The organism is Pseudoalteromonas sp. NFXS53, from assembly GCF_056629255.1.
In genome coordinates this window covers 118,397-138,276 of the sequence record NZ_JBWVBR010000007.1, presented here as the reverse complement: position 1 = coordinate 138,276, position 19,880 = coordinate 118,397, and the positions used below count along the sequence as shown (strand labels likewise).

At 42.7% G+C, this 19,880-nt stretch carries 17 protein-coding genes and 1 riboswitch; of the genes, 15 read left to right on the top strand and 2 right to left on the bottom strand.

Annotation, left to right across the window (positions count from 1 at the left end):
* Nucleotides 1–33: 33 nt before the first annotated feature.
* From astA to speD, 5 genes are all read left to right on the top strand, one after another.
* Nucleotides 34–1,050, top strand: coding sequence for an arginine N-succinyltransferase (astA, locus tag AC1HJP_RS09720; RefSeq protein ID WP_480361630.1), 1,017 nt, complete (start codon nucleotides 34–36; stop codon nucleotides 1,048–1,050).
* Between the two features lie 15 nt (nucleotides 1,051–1,065).
* Nucleotides 1,066–2,538, top strand: a complete 1,473-nt coding sequence (astD, locus tag AC1HJP_RS09715; protein ID WP_480361629.1) for a succinylglutamate-semialdehyde dehydrogenase — start codon at nucleotides 1,066–1,068, stop codon at nucleotides 2,536–2,538.
* Nucleotides 2,539–2,691: 153 nt separating this feature from the next.
* Nucleotides 2,692–3,027: a DUF3802 family protein gene (locus AC1HJP_RS09710; RefSeq protein WP_480361687.1), complete on the top strand. Its 336-nt coding sequence runs from the start codon at nucleotides 2,692–2,694 to the stop codon at nucleotides 3,025–3,027.
* Nucleotides 3,028–3,109: 82 nt separating this feature from the next.
* Nucleotides 3,110–3,523 (top strand): OsmC family protein, encoded by a 414-nt coding sequence (locus AC1HJP_RS09705; protein ID WP_349285086.1) that lies wholly within the window; start codon nucleotides 3,110–3,112, stop codon nucleotides 3,521–3,523.
* 84 nt (nucleotides 3,524–3,607) lie between these two features.
* Nucleotides 3,608–4,417 (top strand): adenosylmethionine decarboxylase, encoded by an 810-nt coding sequence (gene speD / locus AC1HJP_RS09700; RefSeq protein ID WP_058031119.1) that lies wholly within the window; start codon nucleotides 3,608–3,610, stop codon nucleotides 4,415–4,417.
* 107 nt (nucleotides 4,418–4,524) lie between these two features.
* Here the strand turns inward: speD and AC1HJP_RS09695 are convergent, their stop codons facing one another.
* Complete coding sequence (locus tag AC1HJP_RS09695) at nucleotides 4,525–6,606, bottom strand: TonB-dependent receptor (protein WP_480361628.1); 2,082 nt, start codon at nucleotides 6,604–6,606, stop codon at nucleotides 4,525–4,527.
* A 187-nt stretch (nucleotides 6,607–6,793) separates the two neighbouring features.
* Between AC1HJP_RS09695 and AC1HJP_RS09690 the strand changes: the two genes are divergently transcribed.
* The 9 genes from AC1HJP_RS09690 to AC1HJP_RS09650 all read left to right on the top strand — a co-directional run bounded on the left by AC1HJP_RS09690 (nucleotide 6,794) and on the right by AC1HJP_RS09650 (nucleotide 15,206).
* The gene (locus AC1HJP_RS09690; RefSeq protein WP_480361627.1) at nucleotides 6,794–7,183 is read left to right on the top strand and encodes an acyl-CoA thioesterase; all 390 of its coding nucleotides are present in this window, start codon (nucleotides 6,794–6,796) and stop codon (nucleotides 7,181–7,183) included.
* Nucleotides 7,184–7,214: 31 nt separating this feature from the next.
* On the top strand, nucleotides 7,215–7,661 hold the full coding sequence (locus tag AC1HJP_RS09685) for an META domain-containing protein (protein ID WP_480361626.1): 447 nt from the start codon (nucleotides 7,215–7,217) through the stop codon (nucleotides 7,659–7,661).
* 32 nt (nucleotides 7,662–7,693) lie between these two features.
* Nucleotides 7,694–7,794: riboswitch (TPP riboswitch) on the top strand.
* 131 nt (nucleotides 7,795–7,925) lie between these two features.
* The gene (gene thiC, locus AC1HJP_RS09680) at nucleotides 7,926–9,875 is read left to right on the top strand and encodes a phosphomethylpyrimidine synthase ThiC (protein ID WP_480361625.1); all 1,950 of its coding nucleotides are present in this window, start codon (nucleotides 7,926–7,928) and stop codon (nucleotides 9,873–9,875) included.
* 91 nt (nucleotides 9,876–9,966) lie between these two features.
* Nucleotides 9,967–10,977 (top strand): FAD-dependent oxidoreductase, encoded by a 1,011-nt coding sequence (locus AC1HJP_RS09675; protein ID WP_480361624.1) that lies wholly within the window; start codon nucleotides 9,967–9,969, stop codon nucleotides 10,975–10,977.
* Nucleotides 10,974–11,168 (top strand): sulfur carrier protein ThiS, encoded by a 195-nt coding sequence (thiS, locus tag AC1HJP_RS09670; RefSeq protein WP_058031113.1) that lies wholly within the window; start codon nucleotides 10,974–10,976, stop codon nucleotides 11,166–11,168. Before AC1HJP_RS09675 ends, thiS begins: the two co-directional genes overlap by 4 nt.
* Before the next feature lie 2 nt (nucleotides 11,169–11,170).
* A complete protein-coding gene (locus AC1HJP_RS09665; protein ID WP_480361623.1) occupies nucleotides 11,171–11,956 on the top strand; it encodes a thiazole synthase in 786 nt (261 codons plus the stop codon).
* A 35-nt stretch (nucleotides 11,957–11,991) separates the two neighbouring features.
* On the top strand, nucleotides 11,992–13,527 hold the full coding sequence (gene thiE, locus AC1HJP_RS09660; protein ID WP_480361622.1) for a thiamine phosphate synthase: 1,536 nt from the start codon (nucleotides 11,992–11,994) through the stop codon (nucleotides 13,525–13,527).
* Nucleotides 13,527–14,264 (top strand): HesA/MoeB/ThiF family protein, encoded by a 738-nt coding sequence (locus tag AC1HJP_RS09655; RefSeq protein ID WP_480361621.1) that lies wholly within the window; start codon nucleotides 13,527–13,529, stop codon nucleotides 14,262–14,264. The genes thiE and AC1HJP_RS09655 overlap by 1 nt, the downstream gene beginning before the upstream one ends.
* Before the next feature lie 99 nt (nucleotides 14,265–14,363).
* Nucleotides 14,364–15,206 carry a hypothetical protein gene (locus tag AC1HJP_RS09650; RefSeq protein WP_480361620.1) on the top strand — a complete coding sequence of 281 codons (843 nt, stop codon included), beginning with the start codon at nucleotides 14,364–14,366 and terminating at the stop codon, nucleotides 15,204–15,206.
* A 36-nt stretch (nucleotides 15,207–15,242) separates the two neighbouring features.
* Here the strand turns inward: AC1HJP_RS09650 and AC1HJP_RS09645 are convergent, their stop codons facing one another.
* Nucleotides 15,243–17,267 (bottom strand): winged helix-turn-helix domain-containing protein, encoded by a 2,025-nt coding sequence (locus tag AC1HJP_RS09645; RefSeq protein ID WP_480361619.1) that lies wholly within the window; start codon nucleotides 17,265–17,267, stop codon nucleotides 15,243–15,245.
* Between the two features lie 122 nt (nucleotides 17,268–17,389).
* Between AC1HJP_RS09645 and AC1HJP_RS09640 the strand changes: the two genes are divergently transcribed.
* Entirely contained in the window at nucleotides 17,390–19,210 is a 1,821-nt protein-coding gene (locus AC1HJP_RS09640) for an alpha/beta hydrolase (RefSeq protein WP_480361618.1), read from the top strand.
* Nucleotides 19,211–19,880: the final 670 nt, after the last annotated feature.

Sequence of the window (19,880 nt, the reverse complement as noted above, 5' to 3'; positions counted from 1 at the left end):
CGTCAAGTTAACTTTTTAGGAGTAAGCGGACTCATGATGATCCTTCGCCCAATCCAGCAAAGCGACTATCCAGCGCTTTTAAAAATTGCCCATGAATCAGGTCATGGCTTTACTTCATTACCTAATAATGAAGAGCTATTACAAAGCAAAATCGAACGCTCTGAAGCGTCTTTCAAAAAAGAAACGGATGTCCCTTTTGATGAAGGCTATTTGTTTGTTTTAGAAGACACTGAAACTGGCGAAGTAGTGGGTACCAGCGCGATTGAAGCAGCAGTTGGTTTAGATGATGCGTTTTATCATTACCACCTGAGTAAGGTGATCCACTCATCACGCACCTTAAATGTTTATAAAGCGGTTGATATTCTGACTCTGTGTAACGACTACACCGGCGCAACTGAGCTATGTACTTTGTTCTTGAAAGAAGGGCATCGTCGAGGCTTTAATGGCAAGTTATTGTCAAAGTCGCGTTTTATGTTTATTAAACAACATCAGCAGCGCTTTGCAGATACGGTTATTGCAGAAATGCGTGGTGTATCAGATGAAAATGGTCAAAGCCCATTTTGGCAATGGCTAGAAGAGCACTTCTTCTCAATGGATTTCCCAACGGCAGATTACCTAACAGGTATCGGTCAGAAGGTGTTCATTGCTGAGCTTATGCCAAAATACCCAATTTATGTGAATCTGCTGAGTAAAGATGCACAAGAAGTGATTGGCCAAGTACATGACAACACGCGCCCTGCAATTGAGCTACTTAAGAGCGAAGGTTTTACCTTTAACGGCTATGTAGATATTTTTGACGCAGGTCCGACGGTTGAAGCAAAAGTAGATAACATTCGCACGGTACGTTCATCAAGCTTTAGAACAGTGTCAATTGGTGATAACCCGGGTGGTTCCCCTGTGATGATTGCTAATGATAAACTTCAAGGGTATCGTGCAACCGTTGCTGAACTTCATATCGAGGACAATACTGATACCGTCGTTATCTCAGCAGAGTTGGCAAACGCATTGAATTTAGTGGATGGTGACAAAGTCAGCATCGCAACTATATAAGAATAGAGATTTATTATGACAACACATGCCGCACAATTTATTAATGGTGAATGGTTAGCAGGTCAAGGTGAGGCATTCTCATCACTGAACCCAGCGAACAACGAAGTTATTTGGCAAGCAAACTCAGCAACGGCTGAGCAAGTTGATACAGCTGTAAAGTCAGCGCGTGAAGCTTTTTATAGCTGGAGCGACATGGCATTTGAAGCGCGTTTAGAGGTTGTTAAGCGTTTTGCTGAGCAGTTAAAAGAAAACAGCGAAGAGCTGGCAATTGCGATTGCGAAAGAAACAGGTAAGCCACTATGGGAAACGCGTACTGAAGCGGGTGCTATGGTTGGTAAAATTGCCATTTCAGAAAAAGCATACCATGAACGTACTGGTGTGGTTGAGAACGCAATGCCAGTTGGCCGCGCGGTTATTCGCCACAAAGCACATGGTGTCGTCGCTGTATTTGGCCCATATAACTTCCCTGGTCACTTACCAAACGGTCACATCGTGCCTGCACTGTTAGCGGGTAACACGGTTATCTTTAAGCCGTCAGAACTAACACCTTATGTTGCTGAGCTTACGCTTAAGCTTTGGGAAAAAGCAGGCCTTCCAGCAGGCGTGATCAACCTAGTACAAGGTGAAGTAGAAACTGGTAAAGCACTTGCTTCTCACCGTGGTATCGATGGTTTGTTCTTCACAGGTTCTTCTCGTACAGGTCATATCCTTCATGAGCAGTTTGCTGGTCAGCCGGGTAAAATCTTAGCACTAGAAATGGGTGGTAATAACCCATTAATCGTAAAAGATGCGTCTGATACAAAAGCGGTTGTACACGACATTATTCAATCTGCATTTATCTCAAGCGGTCAACGTTGTACGTGTGCGCGTAAGTTATTCTTACCTGCAGGCGAGCAGGGTGATGCGATCCTTGAGCACCTAGTACGTGCAACAAAAGCAATCAAAGTGGGTAACTTTGATGATGAAGATCAGCCATTCATGGGTTCTATGATCTCAAATCAAGCGGCGGCGGGTATGGTTGCAGCACAGCAGCAACTGATTGACTTAGGTGCTGAGGCTATCATCGAACTTACGCATAAAGAAGGCACAGGCTTTGTAACACCAGGTATCCTAGAGTGTTCAAATGTTACTGACTTCCCAGATGATGAGCACTTCGGTCCATTACTAAAAGTATTCCGTTACACAGATTTTGATGCCGCAATCGAAAAAGCGAACGATACAAGCTTTGGTCTATCTGCAGGTCTATTAAGTGACAATGCTGAAGATTACGACCACTTCTTACGCCGTATTCGTGCAGGTATTGTTAACTTTAACCGCCCAATTACAGGAGCATCAAGTGCTGCACCATTCGGTGGTATTGGCGCGTCAGGTAACCACAGAGCAAGTGCATACTATGCCGCAGATTACTGTGCTTACCCTGTAGCGTCTGTTGAGTTAGAAAAAGTGACATTACCAGGTGCATTAAGCCCAGGTTTATCAATCGACTAATTCACAGGCTCTATCTATTTAGGTAGAATAAAAGTATTAAAAAAAGCAGCTTAGGCTGCTTTTTTTTCATCCGTTAGCTGTAAAAGTAGCAATGCATGTGAGTTTCTGCTTAAATCAATAGGAGATGCTTTGAGAGTTTCAGGTGGACAAACTATGGTATTAGATAAACAGGGCTATGATGAGTTAGTAATGTACTTAACCCACAATTTAACCTTGTTTGAAAAGCCTGGTGAGATTGAGCCGGGTGCACCAAGGGTGATGGAGTTAATTGAAGATGTCATCGCTGAGTACGTAATTAAAATCTGTGAGCAAAACACAGAGTTAACAACTGAACAACGCAGCTTAATTGTCCGTGAGGTAGATGGTATCGTCTATGACTTGCAAGAAGTGCTGTCTAGTGTCACTGAGCAACGAGTGACCAAAGAGCAACGAGAGTTTATCGAAGAGTTTGCAGGTTTGGTTAAAAATCTATTCGACGCAGCAATCTAAAAAAATTGCAGTCTCAAACAGTTTATAGCATTTTATAACACCGCCGCTTTAAGGCGGTGTTTGTATTTATAGAGGTTAAAAAATGGAAGCAAATATTAAGTGGGTTGATGGTGATACTTTTATTGGCCGCTCGCAGTCTGGTCATAATGTGGTATTTGATACAGGCGCTGATGGTGCTGCGCCTAGTCCAATGGAAATGGTATTGATGTCGACGGGCTGCTGTTCATCTGTGGATGTTGTGAGCATTCTAAAAAAAGCAAAACAACAGGTTGAGAATGTTGAAGTCAAGTTAACAGCAGAGCGAGCAGAAAGTGCGCCTAGAGTATTTACCAAAATGAATCTACACTTTGTAGTTACTGGTAAAAATGTTTCTGAAAAGCACCTTGCACGCGCGGTTCAGCTGTCTGCTGAGAAGTACTGTTCTGTGGCCTTAATGCTTGATAAAACAGTAGAAATTACTCACAGTCATGAGGTTGTTGAAAGCGTTGCAAAATAACGCTTTTTCAGTGCGGATTTTTCGTATAAAATCCGCCCTCTTTGAGTTCTGCGTTGCAGATTTATTGTTTAAAGGTTGAGTATAGTGAACAAGCCCTTTGATAAAATTAAGCTCCATGGCTTTAATAACTTAACGAAAAGTTTAAGCTTTAGTATCTATGACATTTGTTACGCTAAAACGGAGCAACAGCGTAAAGAATACTTAGAATATATTGATGAGCAATATAGCGCTGATCGCCTAACGGATATTCTAAAAGAAGTTGTCGATATCATTGGTGCAAATGTGCTGAACATTGCTCGCCAAGACTATGATCCGCAAGGTGCAAGTGTAACTATCTTGGTGTCTGAAGAGCCTGTAGAGCAGCAGACATTTGATAGTAACGAAACACCTGGACCACTTCCTGAGTCAGTGGTTGCACATTTAGATAAGAGTCACATCTGTGTTCACACTTATCCTGAAGCGCACCCTAACGATGGTATTTGTACATTCCGTGCAGACATCGAAGTATCAACGTGTGGCGTAATCTCTCCACTTAAAGCGTTGAACTTCTTAATCCACTCTCTAGAGTCGGATGTGGTGACAATCGATTACCGTGTACGTGGCTTTACCCGCGATATCACAGGGGTAAAACACTATATTGATCATGCAATTCATTCAATTCAGAATTACATGACTGAAGACACCAAAGAAGCGTATCACATGGTGGACGTGAATGTTTTCCAAGAAAACTTATTTCACACTAAAATGATGTTAAAAGAGACTGATTTAAATACTTATCTATTCGGATTAAGCACAGATGATTTAAGTGCAGAAGAAGAAAAAGAAATCCGCGCGAAAGTAGAGCGTGAGATCCAAGAAGTATTCTATGGTCGTAACCTGCCTGAATTAGGTTAATCTCTCAGAAAAAGAAAAGCGCGCATTTTAATTGCGCGCTTTTTTGTGCCTAAATTTTATTGGCGAGGTAAAAAATACCCCGTGCTTTATGTCACAGGGTAATTCATTTATAACTCGTATTTAAACGTCAAACCTACAAGGCGAGGCTCGCCATACTGGTAGTAATTTTCAGTGGCATATTCCTTAAGTGGGTTATTACCGAACTCAAAGCCGCGAACAGGCACATCTCTATCAGCTAGGTTTCTACCCCAAGCGGTTAGTGACCAGTTCTCTCTATGATAGCTGACGCTGGCGTTAATCAGGTTTTGATTAGGCGCTTGGTCGTTATGGCTATCTGAGAAGTAATAACTATCTTTACCTTCAAAGCCAAGTTGCGCTTCTAAGTTATCTGTTAGTGCATAGTTAAAGCTAAACGCATACTGATATTTAGGGGCTTGCGCTTGATCTCTACCGTGTTGGTTGATGCCGTCAGAGGTTGTGAAGCCTTTAATTTTCGAGCGTAAGTAGCCAAAGCTATAGTTGAGTGTAAGGCGTTCAGTGTATTGTTTAGTGCCTTCGACTTCAAAACCATAGTTTTTGCCTGAGCTGGCATTATCTAAATATCCAGCGAATTGCTGGTCTTGAACTTGCCATTGCTTTAATTGCATATCATCACGTTTCATATAGAAGGCAGTGACACGTAAAGTATGGCTCTTATCTTCAGATTGGCCTTTTACACCGAACTCGGCATTCCATAAATATTCAGGGTCGAAGGTATAGTTCTCTGATTGAATGTTTAAGCCATCATCTTTTGCTTTTGCAAGCGCTTCGCCGTTTACACCCCCGATTTTGTAGCCACGAGATAAGCTTGTGTAAATCATTGTACGTGGGACAACTTGATACTCTAGCGCTACCTTACCGCCCAGCATGGTTTTATCGGTTGTCTCAGTAAAGCCATTATTGTCTTTGTAGTCAGCTTCATAGCTTTCCGCACGTAGGCCTGTGATCAGCTCTACATCTTTTGCGATTGCTGTGATTTTTTGACCATAAAGTGCTGTATTTCGAATATCGAAACTTGAATGAAAATCTTGTGATTGCCAAGTATAAGCACGAGTAAGGTCTACATCACGACGCTCAGAGTAAAGACCCACAACCCAATCATCTTGCTTAGAGCTAATTTGCAGGTCGAAAGTGCCTTTTTCAGTGTCGCGTGCATAGCTATCTGTAGAGCTATAACCCCAAGGGTGAAGACCTGCTGCACATAAGTTTGCTTGGTTGGCGTTATTACATACCCAATCTTCATCATAGCTATACAGTGAGTCTGCTTGCAGGCCCGTTGCTGTTGCTGTGATATTGATTGTTTCAAAGCCGGTGTAATTTGCAGTTAAAGAGAAAGCATCGCTTTCTAAGTTATCTTGACCTGGCTCATCAGCAACACTGTTGCGGCTATTATCAAGCGTGAATGCGTCATAACCGTTTTCGATATTGATGTGATGTACAGCAAGTGAAGTATTAAAGTTATCGCTCCACTCATTGCTGAGCTTCAATCGAAAAGCTTGCTCATCTTGCTCTTGAGTTGGGCGATTTAGATATAAGTTATCGGTATAGCCATCTGACTTACGTTGGAACGCGCTCACTCTGATTGCTGAGCTATCAGTTAAGCCTGTGCCTGCAGCAATACCTGCTTCATAACTATTATAGTTACCAACACCTAGCTTCACCTTCAATGCCTTGTCTTGGCTAGGCGCAGTGGTTTGCATATCAATCATACCTGCCATTGCATCAGCACCATAACGTGTACCTTGTGGGCCGCGATAAACCGCCACTTGCTCAACATCGAATAGCAATGCACTGCCACCAAGGCCTGAGTAGTTAACGCCATCAATAAGTAAGCCCACACTTGGCTGGATTGGGTCTTGGAATTGAGAGCGAAGGCCAACACCACGGATCTGCACATAACGGCCGCGCGAAGCGCCAGCTGTGAAGTTGACATTAGCCGCTGAATTTAAAATCTCATCTAGGTAGCTTGCACCACGCTGTGTAATTTCAAGTTCGCCTAATACACTGGCACTGGCGCTCAAGGTTTGAATACTTTCTTTTTTAAAGTCACCTGTGACTTCAATTACTTCAAGGCTAGTTTGTTCAGCAACCGCGTTAGTGGCAAATAAAGGCAGCATGGCTGCGCATAACAGAGAGATTTTTGCTTTCATTTTCAGGCTATTCCGTTTTAATAGTGAAGCGTGCATACGTTATGAATGTCAGTTTTGTTCAATTCAAAATCAGTAGTTAAGTTCGGCACGCGTTGGCTATTCTAACAAATCAGACCATACAGAGAAGTGAAACTATGTTTAATTGTGTTATAACTGCGGCGAAGACTACCGAGTTAATGAGGATTAAATGAGTTTCAAAGTTGAGTTTAAAGTGCGCGACTACGAGTGCGACTTACAAGGCATCGTCAATAATAGTGTCTATTTCAATTATCTAGAGCATGCACGCCATGAGTTTTTGGCAGCTAAAAATATCGACTTTGCGCAACTTGCCCGTGATAAGGTCAATTTAGTGGTGATCCGCTCAGAAATGAACTACAAAGACTCATTAAAGCCAGGCGATGCATTTTACGTTGAAGTCGAAGTGGAACGTTTAAGCCGTTTGAAATTCGCCTTTAATCAAAAGGTGATCCGCTCAGCAGACAATAAACTGATGCTGGATGCAGTTGTGACAGGCACATCGGTAAATGCAAAAGGTCGTCCGTTTGTGCCTGAGCAACTTGAGCAGTTATTTACATAAAAAATTAAGCCCTAAACATAGGAAACCTTGCATGAAAAATAAGTTATCTACTTTGGCCATTGTTTTGGGCTTAGCAGGCTCTGCTGTTTTATCTGGTTGTACCATGGTGTGGGATGACCCAAATAGCCTTAACCCTTTCTCTGAAAAGACGCTACCGCAAGGGCATTGGCAATTAAGTCAGATTGATAAGGTTGCGCAGACTAGTAGTGAGATGCGCATTCAGCTCGTTGAAGACAATCAGATCATGGGCCACACAGGATGCAACCGCTTCTTTGGTAAAACCCGTATTGAAGACAATCAGCTGTATGTTGAGCAAATCGGCATGACAAAAATGCTCTGCTCCGATGAGCTCGATAAACAAGAGCGTATGCTACTGAATATGTTAGAAATCGGTGTGCCTTTTACGGTGTCAGATAAGGCGCTAATACTAAATGGTAAGCCAGTGCTACATTTTAAACGTTTAGATGGTCTTGAATAAGCCATTGTTTATGAAGTAGACTGCACTCAATTCGTTACTTGTCGGAGTGCCTTCGGGCTGAGATCGCATTATTTGCGGGATCCGTGAACCTGATCAGGTTAAAACCTGCGTAGGGAACAAGCTGCCTTGCAAGCAAATACCTTTGCTGGCTGCAAAAAGCTATTATGCGTCGTGCATGCATTTAGCTCGGACCAATTGGGCTAACACCCATCTCTCTCCATCTGGAGATCTGACAAGACACCTTAACTAACCATGAGGCAAGTCATGTCACACAATAGTAGCAAGCCAAGCCGTCGCGAAACCCGTGCCGCGGCATCAGAATATATTTATAACCTTACTGGTCAACCGTTTCCGAACTCACAAAAAGTGTATGTAGAAGGTGAGCAGGCGGGTGTTCGTGTGGGTATGCGCGAAATCACTCTAAGCGACAGCTTTATTGGTGGCACAGAAGAAAACCCTGTGTTTGAGAAAAATGACCCAATCCGTGTGTACGATACATCAGGCCCTTATACAGAGCCGGGCTTTGAACTAAATGTTCGCAAGGGCTTACCTAAATACCGTGAGCAGTGGATCTTAGAGCGTGACGACACAGAAGAGCTTGAATCGGTAACCTCACAGTTCTCTCAGCAACGTATGGCGGATGAAGGCCTAGATCACATCCGTTTTGAACATTTACCTAAAATTCGCCGTGCTAAAAAAGGTAAGAACGTGACGCAAATGCACTATGCGCGTCAGGGTATTATCACTCCAGAAATGGAATTCGTAGCCATTCGTGAAAACATGGGTCGTGAAAAAATTCGTGAAGAATTATTAGCGCAACAGCACAAAGGCGAGTCGTTTGGTGCTGAAATTCCAGAGTTCATCACACCAGAATTCGTTCGTTCAGAAGTGGCACGTGGTCGAGCTATCATTCCTAACAACATCAACCACCCAGAATCAGAGCCAATGATTGTTGGCCGTAACTTCTTAGTAAAAGTGAACGCTAACATTGGTAACTCATCGGTTACCTCTTCAATCGAAGAAGAAGTTGAGAAGCTCGTATGGTCAACGCGTTGGGGTGCAGATACGGTAATGGATCTGTCTACAGGCCGTTATATTCACGAAACGCGTGAATGGGTTGTACGTAACTCGCCAGTGCCAATCGGTACGGTACCAATCTACCAAGCCCTTGAAAAAGTAAACGGTGTTGCTGAAGACCTAACATGGGAAATTTTCCGCGATACGCTGATTGAACAAGCAGAGCAGGGTGTAGATTACTTCACGATTCACGCTGGTGTATTACTTCGCTACGTACCAATGACGGCAAAACGTGTCACCGGTATTGTATCGCGTGGTGGTTCAATTATGGCGAAGTGGTGTTTAGCGCACCATAAAGAAAATTTCCTATACACACACTTCGAAGACATCTGTGAGATCATGAAGCAGTATGACGTATGTTTCTCACTGGGTGATGGCTTACGTCCGGGCTCAATTGCAGATGCCAACGATGAAGCGCAATTATCAGAGCTTCGTACTTTAGGTGAGCTGACAAAGATTGCGTGGGAGCATGACGTTCAGGTGTTTATCGAAGGTCCAGGTCACGTGCCAATGCATATGATCAAAGAAAACATGGACGAGCAACTAGAGCATTGTCATGAAGCGCCTTTCTATACGCTTGGCCCATTAACGACCGATATCGCGCCGGGTTATGACCATATTACTTCTGGTATTGGTGCTGCGCAGATCGCTTGGTATGGTACGGCGATGCTGTGTTATGTAACGCCAAAAGAGCACTTAGGTCTTCCAAACAAAGAAGACGTGAAAGAAGGTCTTATCACATACAAAATTGCCGCACATGCTGCCGATTTAGCGAAAGGTCACCCAGGTGCGCAAATTCGTGATAACGCGTTATCAAAAGCGCGTTTCGAGTTCCGTTGGCATGACCAATTCAATCTAGGTCTAGATCCTGAGCGTGCACTTGCTTATCACGACGAAACACTGCCGCAAGAGTCGGGCAAAGTGGCGCACTTCTGCTCTATGTGTGGTCCTAAATTCTGTTCAATGAAGATCACCCAAGAAGTACGTGACTACGCGAAAGACTTAGAAGCACAAGGTGTTGATATCTCTGATAACAATGCGATCCAAATCAAGATGATCGACGTTGAAGCTGAAATGAAAGCCAAGTCTGAAGAGTTTAAACAAACAGGCTCTGAGCTATATCACAAAGCGATTTAGCAATTTATGCCATGCTTCGCGCATGGCATTGTTTTTTGGACCTGAGATGATTGCGTCTTAGGTCTTAACCTTCGGGTTTTTAGGGGCAGAAATGAGTAAACCAAAAGTTGCGATTTTAGGGTTTGGTTTGTTGGGGCGTGTTGCAGCATTGATGCTGATGGAGCGCTATCAGCTGAGTATCTTCGAAAAAGATGACGCACAAGCAAATAACAGCGCAGGTGTGTTAGCGGCGGCCATGTTAGCACCGTTGGCTGAGTCGGTCATTTGTGAAGCAGATTTAGCCGAAGATGGCTTAAAAGCCATGGCACTTTGGCCTGAACTTTTGGCAAAACTTTCTTCCCCAGTATTTTTTCAACAAGCAGGTACTCTCGTTGTTGCGCATCAGCAAGACAAGGGCGACCTACAAAGCTTCTCACAACGATTAAAACCACTCGCTGGGCACCAAGCACATATAGCCAATAGCCAAGACATTGCTCAGTTAGAGCCAGAACTTGCAGGGCGCTTTCATCAAGGCATATTTTTACCTTGTGAAGGCCAGCTCGATAACTTGGCTTTTTATCGCGCCAGTTTTGAGACCTTGCAACAGCAAGATGTTGAGTTTCATTTTGGTCAGTCTGTGCATTGCGAGCAGGGGCAAGTTAACGGTGAAGCATTCGATTGGATCATCGACTGTCGCGGCTTAGGCGCCAAAGACGAAGTGACAGGGCTGCGTGGCGTACGTGGTGAAGTCGCGCGCGTATACGCACCAGAAGTGACATTAACCCGTCCTGTGCGTTTAATGCATCCTCGCTACCCAATTTACATTGCACCGAAACCAAATCACGAGTTTGTGATTGGTGCGACTGAAATTGAGTCGCAAGATAATGGCCCGATCACGGTGCGCTCTACCCTTGAGTTGTTGTCAGCAGCCTACACGGTACATAGCGGCTTTAGTGAAGGCCGTGTAATGTCGATTAATTCTGGGCTAAGACCTGCGTTTGTTGATAATCGTCCAAATATTGAGGTGAATGGCAACCTCATCCAAATTAATGGCTTATATCGCCATGGTTATTTACTTGCACCTTTTGTGGTGCAGCAAGCACTGAGCAAGGGGTTACTTTGAACGTCGTATTCAATGGTCAACAAGTCGCGTTAACCGATACTAATTTACAAGCATTTATTGAATCACAAGGCGCAGTGCCGCCATTTGCTGTGGCTGTGAATGGGCAGTTTGTACCGCGCAGCCAATGTGCTGTGGCTGAATTAAAAGAGGGCGATCAAATCGAGTTATTGTCGCCTATTCAAGGGGGCTAAACATGCATAAACCACTCACCATTTATGGCGAAACCTTTGATAGCCGCTTATTGATAGGCTCAGCGCTATATCCATCACCGCAAATTATGCAGCAATCGCTGGTGGCATCGCAGTCGCAAATTGTGACTGTGTCGTTGCGACGTCAAAATTCAGTCGAAGCAGGGCAAGATTTTTGGCAATTAATCAAAGATACAGGGCTGCGCGTATTGCCTAACACAGCAGGTTGCCACAGTGTCAAAGAAGTGGTGACCTTGGCGCAAATGTGTCGCGAAGTCTTCGATACTGATTGGATCAAACTAGAGCTGATTGGTGATGAGTATAATTTGCAGCCTGATCCCGTGGCTTTATTAGAAGCGACTGACATTTTGATCAAAGATGGCTTTAAAGTACTGCCTTATTGCACCGATGACCTAGTGATCTGTCAGCGACTGGCCGATTTAGGCTGTGAGGTATTGATGCCTTGGGGCGCACCAATTGGCACAGGCAAAGGGTTAATAAATCCTTATAACTTAAAAACCATTCGTGAGCGCCTGCCAGATCATACTCTCATTGTGGACGCTGGCTTAGGTTTTCCGTCTCACGCTTGCCAAGCGCTTGAGCTAGGTTATGATGCGGTACTATTAAACTCGGCCATTGCTGGTGCGGGTTGCCCGGTGACCATGGCCAAAGCGTTTAAATCAGCAGTAGAAGCAGGGCGCTTTAGTTATGAAGCCAAAGCCATGCCTGAAAAAGAGGTGGCAGCACCTTCTACGCCGACCATGGGCATGCCGTTTTGGCATCAAGATTGAAAAATAGAAATAGATAAATAATTTAGGAGTCTGACATGTCAGAAGTTGTTTGGAGTATTGCAGGCTCAGACAGTGGTGGTGGCGCGGGTATTCAAGCCGACCTTAAAGCCATGCATAGTTTTGGTGTACACGGCTGTACAGTGATCACGGCACTTACCGCACAAAACAGCCTTGGGGTTGAGGCCATAAACCCTGTTAGTAATGCCGTGATTGAGTCTCAGCTCAATGCATTGGCGCAAGATATGCCTGCAAAAGTGATTAAAATAGGTTTGCTCGCCAATATCGCGCAGGTAGAGTTAATCGCCGAGCATATCGCCCACTACAAAAAAACGTGGGCGGTGCCGCCTGTGGTGGTATATGACCCGGTTGCGATTGCAACCAGTGGTGACACCTTAACCGAAGAAGACACGGTTGACGCGCTAAAGAAATATCTTTTCCCGCTGGTGGATGTGATCACCCCGAATACACACGAGACACAGTTACTCACAGGTATTTATCTTATTGGCCCAAGCTCAGTGGTTGAAGCTGCCGAAAAGTTACAGGCTTTTGGTGCAGGCTCTGCGGTTATCAAAGGCGGTCACTGGGATTACCCGAAAGGTTACTGTATAGATTACTGTCGCAGTGATAACCAAGAAGAATACTGGCTAGGAAACGAGGCAGTAGTCACCCCTCATACTCATGGCACTGGTTGTAGCTTATCGTCATGTATCGCGGCTTGTCTTGCTAAAGATTACCCGTTAAAAGATGCCTTTATTTTAGGCAAAGCGTATATCAACCAAGGTTTAGCAAGTGCCGTGCGTTATGGCGAAGGCATTGGCCCTGTGGCTCATACCGGCTTTCCAGAAGATTTAACGCATTTCCCACAAGTGATAGAGCCGGGCAGTTGGTTAGCCGATGAATTAGAACTGGCTGCTCCGGATGATTTTAACTTTGCGGCAGGTTTTGCCGACACTAACGGTGAGCTGGAGCTTTATGCGGTTGTTGATACCGCAGATTGGATTGAAAAGTGTCTAGCCGCCGGCGTACCAACCGTACAGCTGCGGATTAAAGATCCAAACGATCCAAACCTAGAGGAAGAAATTAAAACCGCCATTATGCTGGGTGAGAAATATCAAGGCCGAGTATTTATCAACGATTACTGGCAGCTAGCTATCGAGCATGGTGCGTATGGTGTACATCTTGGTCAAGAAGACTTAAGTGAAGCTAACTTATCAGCAATTCAAAATGCGGGTTTACGTTTAGGTGTATCGACACACGGCTTTTATGAAATGGTGCGAGCGCACAACTACCGCCCAAGTTACTTAGCCTTCGGAGCGATCTACCCAACCACAACCAAAGACATGACAGGGCAAATTCAGGGGCTTGAAAAGCTTAAGCATTTTGTGCCGTTAATGAAAGCACACTATCCGACCGTAGCCATTGGCGGTATTGATATTGCGCGTACTGAGCAAGTTGCCAGTACCGGTGTGGGCAGTGTCGCGGTTGTACGTGCTATCACTTTAGCTGATGACCACCAAAATGCGGTTCTTGAGCTCAAAGCTGCAATTCGCAAAGGACGAGGTGAAACTTAATGGCATTGGATGACAAAGAGCGGCTACGTTACAGCCGCCACTTGTTACTCAAAGAAGTTGGCGAAGCTGGGCAAAATAAGCTGAAAAGTGCCAACGTTGCCGTGGTCGGCTGTGGCGGTTTAGGCAGCCCAGCTTTACTGTATTTGGCGGCCTCAGGCATAGGGCAACTGACATTCATTGATGATGACGAGGTTGAGCTGTCTAACCTTCAACGTCAGATCATGTATAAGGTAAACCACCTTGGTCAAAGCAAAGCTAAAGCTGCAGGCAAAGTGCTGACCAGTCTAAATAATCAAATTTCACTAAACCCTGTGCACGCACGTTTAAGTGCAGAAAATTTAGATGCATTATTGGCTGATGCCGACTTTATCCTAGATTGTAGCGATAACTTTAGAACCCGTTATCTACTGAATGAATACTGTCTTGCGAAGCAAAAAGTACTGATTTCAGGTGCAGCCATCGCAACCCAAGGTCAGGTAATGGTATTTGACTTTAGAAGCGAAAGTCCTTGTTATGCCTGCTTATTCCCAGAAGGAGGCGAGCAAGTATCGCAAAACTGCGATAACTTTGGAGTAATCAGCCCGTTGTTAGGCGTCATAGGTTCAATGCAGGCGCTTTATACGGTGAACATGATTTTAGGCCACCATAGTGGTAGCGTGTTTAAGCAAGTGGATGGCTTAACGTTAGAGCAAAAGTCCTTTGGGTTATTTAAAGACCCAGAATGTAAGTGTTGTTAATATCAGAAGTTGTCTCATTTACTCGTTTAAATGCAAAAAGCTGCTAACCTATAAAGCTGATTTTCTAGTAAATTTTGTTTGCAAATTAAGGACGCAACAATGAAGCTTCTATATGGGTTAGCCGCACTTTCTCTATTAAACTCTTTCAATACATATGCCCAAAGTGAAGGTATTTCTTATAGTTACCTGACCGTGGGTAATGAATCTATCAGTTATAAAGAAACGGCCACACTTGTGCCAGTTAAATCAGATGCGAGTGTGAGCAACCTGATGCTCAACAGCGGTGGCTTGTACGACATTAATGAAACCTTTGCATTCTCAGTGGATGCGCTCGCGACTTTCTCACCGAATTCTGACAATGAAGCATGGACCCATGAAACATTAGGGGTGTATCAACGTAATCAATTTGAATACATTCACGCCAGCACGAACCTTGCGTTGCACTATAAATTGACTGAAAACTTTAGGGTTATCGGTGGCACAGCACTGTCACTGATTACTTATAAGAGAACGGGCATTAATTTAAATTTACAAGATGGCTCGGTGATCAAAGGCGGTATGCAAGAAGAAAAGTCGAACGAGATTTATCTTGATGCAGGTATAGCCTACGAAAGTGGTAAGCTGTCAGAAAGTATGCGTTATGGATTAAAGGCGACAGTGGGTCATACAGTTTGGTCTGAAACATATAACACACAATTTGATGGATTAGACTTCGCGACTGACACTTTACGCTACAATCTAGAAGCGAATGTCTCTTTTAAAGTCACTGAAGGTATTCATCTAGGTGCTTATGCACGCTATTCAATGTTAGACAGAGGCCAAGAAGGCCCAGTTGAATGGACGGGCACTTTAGTTGATAGAGAATCTACTTTTGCTGTGGAATTTCCTGAAGGCGAAACAACCAATACTAGTGTTGGTTTAATGTTGCTTTGGGATCTATAAATATAATTCACAGTGATCAACTAGAGCATATAGCTACTAGTTGATCACAAAACCTTGCGCATCACCCTGAATAGGTTTGAGCTCAGCAAATACAATTGCATTTTGTGTTGAATTAACATGGAACTGGTTGATGAAATGTTGATTAGCCGCCATGACTTTTTCAGTTTCTTTGGTTGTTAAGTTATAGCGCCAAATGCCTGAGCTCTTGCGATAGAAATAAACATCATCTTCTATTATCTGGAAGTTTAGCCAGTTTATGTTGCTAAAATCTTTGATAAGTAAAGTCTCTTCTCCCTCAAATAAGCGCCATAGTCCAGCTTGGTTTCTTTTTGAGTAAATCAGTCCACCTTGATATTGGTAGCCACTATAACCACCATATTGTGTTAATTGAGTGTGTGTCAAAGTCGTTTTGTTAAATAGCCATAATTGCCATTCACCGCTTTTTTGACTGCTATAGATGATGTTTTTATCGTTCTGGCTATAGTTTGCAACATACGCTTTGTGCTCAGCAGTTATGAGTTTATTCACTTCATTGGTGAGTAAATTAAGCTCATATAAAGCACCCTGTTTTTCAAAAAGTATATGCTCTTCTTGGTTATCAGTTTGAAAGCGTCTAAAGCCAAATTCAAATGGTAGCGGGATCTTGTGTAAATAGTCGCCTTTAAGTTGCCATAAATCATGCGTGCCCATCATATCTGAGAGAAACAACAATGACTGATTATCAGTTTGCTTTGGCAAACGGTTGAGTGCAGCATTGTTAAGCATAGTTTGGGTTTTCTGTGTGTTGAGGTCATATCTTTTTATACGACTGCTAGGGTGATATTGAGTCGTGAGTAATACCTTGCCATTAGGAAAGAAGGTACTGGTAATTGACTCAACCGGATAGCTCAGCTGTTTGATGACGTGTTCAGAACCGCTTTGAGTATCAATTTGTAGTAAGGTCTTTTCTGCAGTAAAAAATAGCACATCATTTTCAGCGTCCCAGGCTAAAGCATCAACCACATAAGGCACAGGATAAGTTGTCAGCTTTTCTAATGTATGAGTATTCAATACATGAATTTCACTGCGATCAGACTCAAGGTATCGAGCAAATGCTAAACGAGGTCGAGTGGGGTGAGCGGCCAAACGGAAGTCGCCATTTAAAGCAGCGTGCTTTTGTGGCAAGGATATTTGCTCTAGTACCTGAGTTGCTATCTTAAATTGATATATTTTATAGGGCATTGCATTATTCTTTCTGGCTTGAATAAAGAGCCTCTGCATATCGTAGTGCCATGCAATTTTTACATCCGAAAACTGACTACAATCGAGCAATGTCTTTCTATCAAAAGCAGCGAGAGATACCTGTTCTATTAAACAGCTTTCTCTATTTTGAGAGACTAACCCTATGACTTTCCCATTTGGAGCAAGTCGAATATCTCGAACGTCAGTAAGGTTTATGGGTAATACTTTTGGGATGTCTTTATTTACCCTCAAGTAAAGTGATGCTTGACCATTTACATCAGTATTAATGAATAACACTTGCCCGTCCTTTCCACTGCTGAGCTTGGTTTCTACACCATCGAGTGCAGTAAATCTAAACTGGCTAAACTCAGTTTGTGTGGTTTTTTCTACTGTGTTTTGCACAGTATTATGTATGTAGAAGAAAAACAGCGAGACAAGAAAAATAGCGCTAATGACGATGGGTATCCATCTGTTTTGAAGTCGTACAGGCGGTTTTATGGTTGCCGAGCTCAGTTTGTTATTGGACTCAGGTAATTCTTTCACTGGTGCGCAAAATTGATATCCAAACTTAGGTTTAGTGACAACAAACTCGACATCTGGTGATAGCTGCTCTAGATGACTTCTAAGTTTAGAAATCGCTTTATTTACCGCACCGTCAGAGACGACTTGTTGTGGCCAGGCTAACTCAATTAATTTATCTCTCGATAGAACAGGTTCATCACTTTGAATAAAGACTAATAATAGATGGTAAGACTTGGCCTCCAGTAAAACGCTTTCTCCATTATGAAAAAGCGCTTTTTCTTGAGTATCAAAGATGATGTCGTGGATTTGATATTTCATACCTAGCCTAATGTTTTTTATACTTATTTTTTAGGTAAGCAAAAGGTAACGATAAATTCGATTAAAGGTTGTGACAATAATGTAGCAGCAATTTTAGTCTCTTGGCAAAACAGGAGAGACAAATGAAAAAGTTATTATTAGCCCTTATATTGTCTGGTTTGCTACAAGCTTGTGGAAGCCAGAGCCACCCCACAGAGCAGGTTGAATTTAATGAAACACCAGATGAAGCCTCAAGTGATTTACATTTAAGTTTGGGAGGTCATTTTTATACCTTGGCCTTCCCTGAAGGAGGGATTAAAGAAGGAAAAGCATACAAGTTATTATTTGCTTTTCATGGTTCAGGAGGAACAGAAAAGGGCATGCAACGCATGACGCGATTTGAGTTCTTAAGCGATGATTACCTAGTAATTTACCCCAAATCAAAGGAGATAGAGTGGGATGAAGGGTGTGAGTGCAATATAGCACATCGTTTAGGTGCTAAAGATGTCGAATTTATCGTTCAATTGATTGATAAAATGCATGCTGAATATAATTTATTGGAAGGTGAAAACTACGCGGTGGGCTTTTCTCAAGGAGGGCTGTTCAGTCAAAACATGCTGTGTAAGTTCAGTGAAAAGTTTCAAGCTGTCGCAAGTGTGGCATCACCTATGTCAGATAGACTATCGAGTATGTGCAGTATTTCCGATCCAACAAGTTATATGTTAGTGCAAGGCACCGCTGATAGAGTGTTACCTTATCAAGGTCTGGTGCATCATAACTTTGGGCTTATTTCGGCGCCTAAAGCAGTCGAATTGATTACTAGCCAGACCATACCTGATGCCATAGTGTCTGAAAGTACGCCCAGTGAGCGCGTTACAGAGAAGCTATATCGTTCTTCAATCGACGCTAAACTATTGAGCAAATTAGTCAGCATTGATGGGGGGGGGCATGCTTGGTCTTTTGAGCACTACTCAACCTCAAACCAACTATTAGACTTTTTTAATCAAAGCAGCGCGTACGCTTTACCTGAATACTCCGCTCTTTATTCGGTGAATACTAAAAACTACCACGTTAGAAGTATGGGCAAACAAACTGAACAGGGAGATGTGGTGATCCTCTCTGGTGCGAACAAGTTTTTTCACAGTGATTCCGCTTGGGCTTCTCTTTTGCAACCATTACTTGCAGAGCATGCGAGAGTCCATGTAATAGACAGGTTAGGGAATGCTTGGAGCTCCGATGTAGAAGAGCCTTCATTCAAACAATTGGCAGCAGATTTACCTGAACTACTCAGCTTAATAGGCACTAAAAAAGTGACATTCTTGAGTTTCGCCAACAGTAACTTAGCGACTCTAATGTATTTACATAATCCCAACCCTGAAATTCAGGTGAATGGTGTTGTGTGGGCTGATCCCGATATTTTACTACCTCACTCGATTGCTCAATATCAAAGTGGTGCGGTTGCAGGCCTGCGAAAATATAAAAGCGAATATGTTGAGCATGTACGTGGCGGAAATTGGACAGAAAAGAGCCGTGAGCGTATTGCCATTGAACGTGAAGAGATCATCAAGCTCATTCCTTCAAATCATCATGAGAAAATGGACTGGGTCTACTATGACCGAGTAACTGAGAAGCGATTACAAGTCGAAAATCAAGTAACAAGAATAAAAGAAATGATGAACTATCATGATGATCTGAATATTGCTGAGCCATTACAGCACAATATTAATGTGCCTATTAGTGTCATTGACAGCGACTTTGAGCGCTTAGATGTAGCCAATGCTAATGAGGATGAAAAGCCGGGTCTAATAAAATGGCAACAAGAGGGCACGCAATGGAGTAAAGATATTGCGAATAAAACCCAAGGAAAATACTACGCACTTGAAGATGCCAGTCACCAAGTGTTTTTTGAACACCCTGATATTGTGATTAGTGCAGTATTAGAGTTGTTGGCTAATACCCATTAATTAAAAGGTGGTTTAAGAAACATACTAGGCAGAACTAGAAAGCAAACCATCTTTATCTTACTTACGGTCATTTTCTACTGAGCTTAAGTGATCTATATCAATGTTGTGTCATTTCATTTTTAGAATAATTTTGCATAAGAAAGCGGCAATTTATAAATTGTCGTTTTCTTATATATTTTTACTATAGCGAAAAAATGAAGCGCTATTTCTTCTCTTCAAATTAAAGTAATCACTTTAAAATTTATGCAGTTTTATTTAATAAATATATTGTTGATAACATTTTAATAATCAAACCCTCAAATTTTAGAAAAAACAATGCAGTAGTTAAGTCCTAAATAACTGTTTATTACTTGTGCTTTTCGGAATGATTACGCTGTTTATCATGTACAGTTATCTTCGGTAAAATCTGTTTATGAATAAATTAATCACGATTTGTTTATATAACATACTGATTGAAAAGTGTTCTTTTAATCTTTGCTCTATTCATTTTGTAATTGGCTGTAATGGTATTCAGTTTAAATTCATGTAAAATCCGCCTGCTCGGTAATTTAGTTTTTCTGAGTAATAAGTTGCTAAGTTGTTACGTTGATTTAAAAGCTAGTCACAAAGGATTGGTTTTTATTCATTTAACAAACCTCTGCGAGACTGAGTAATTTTCCCTTAGTTAATG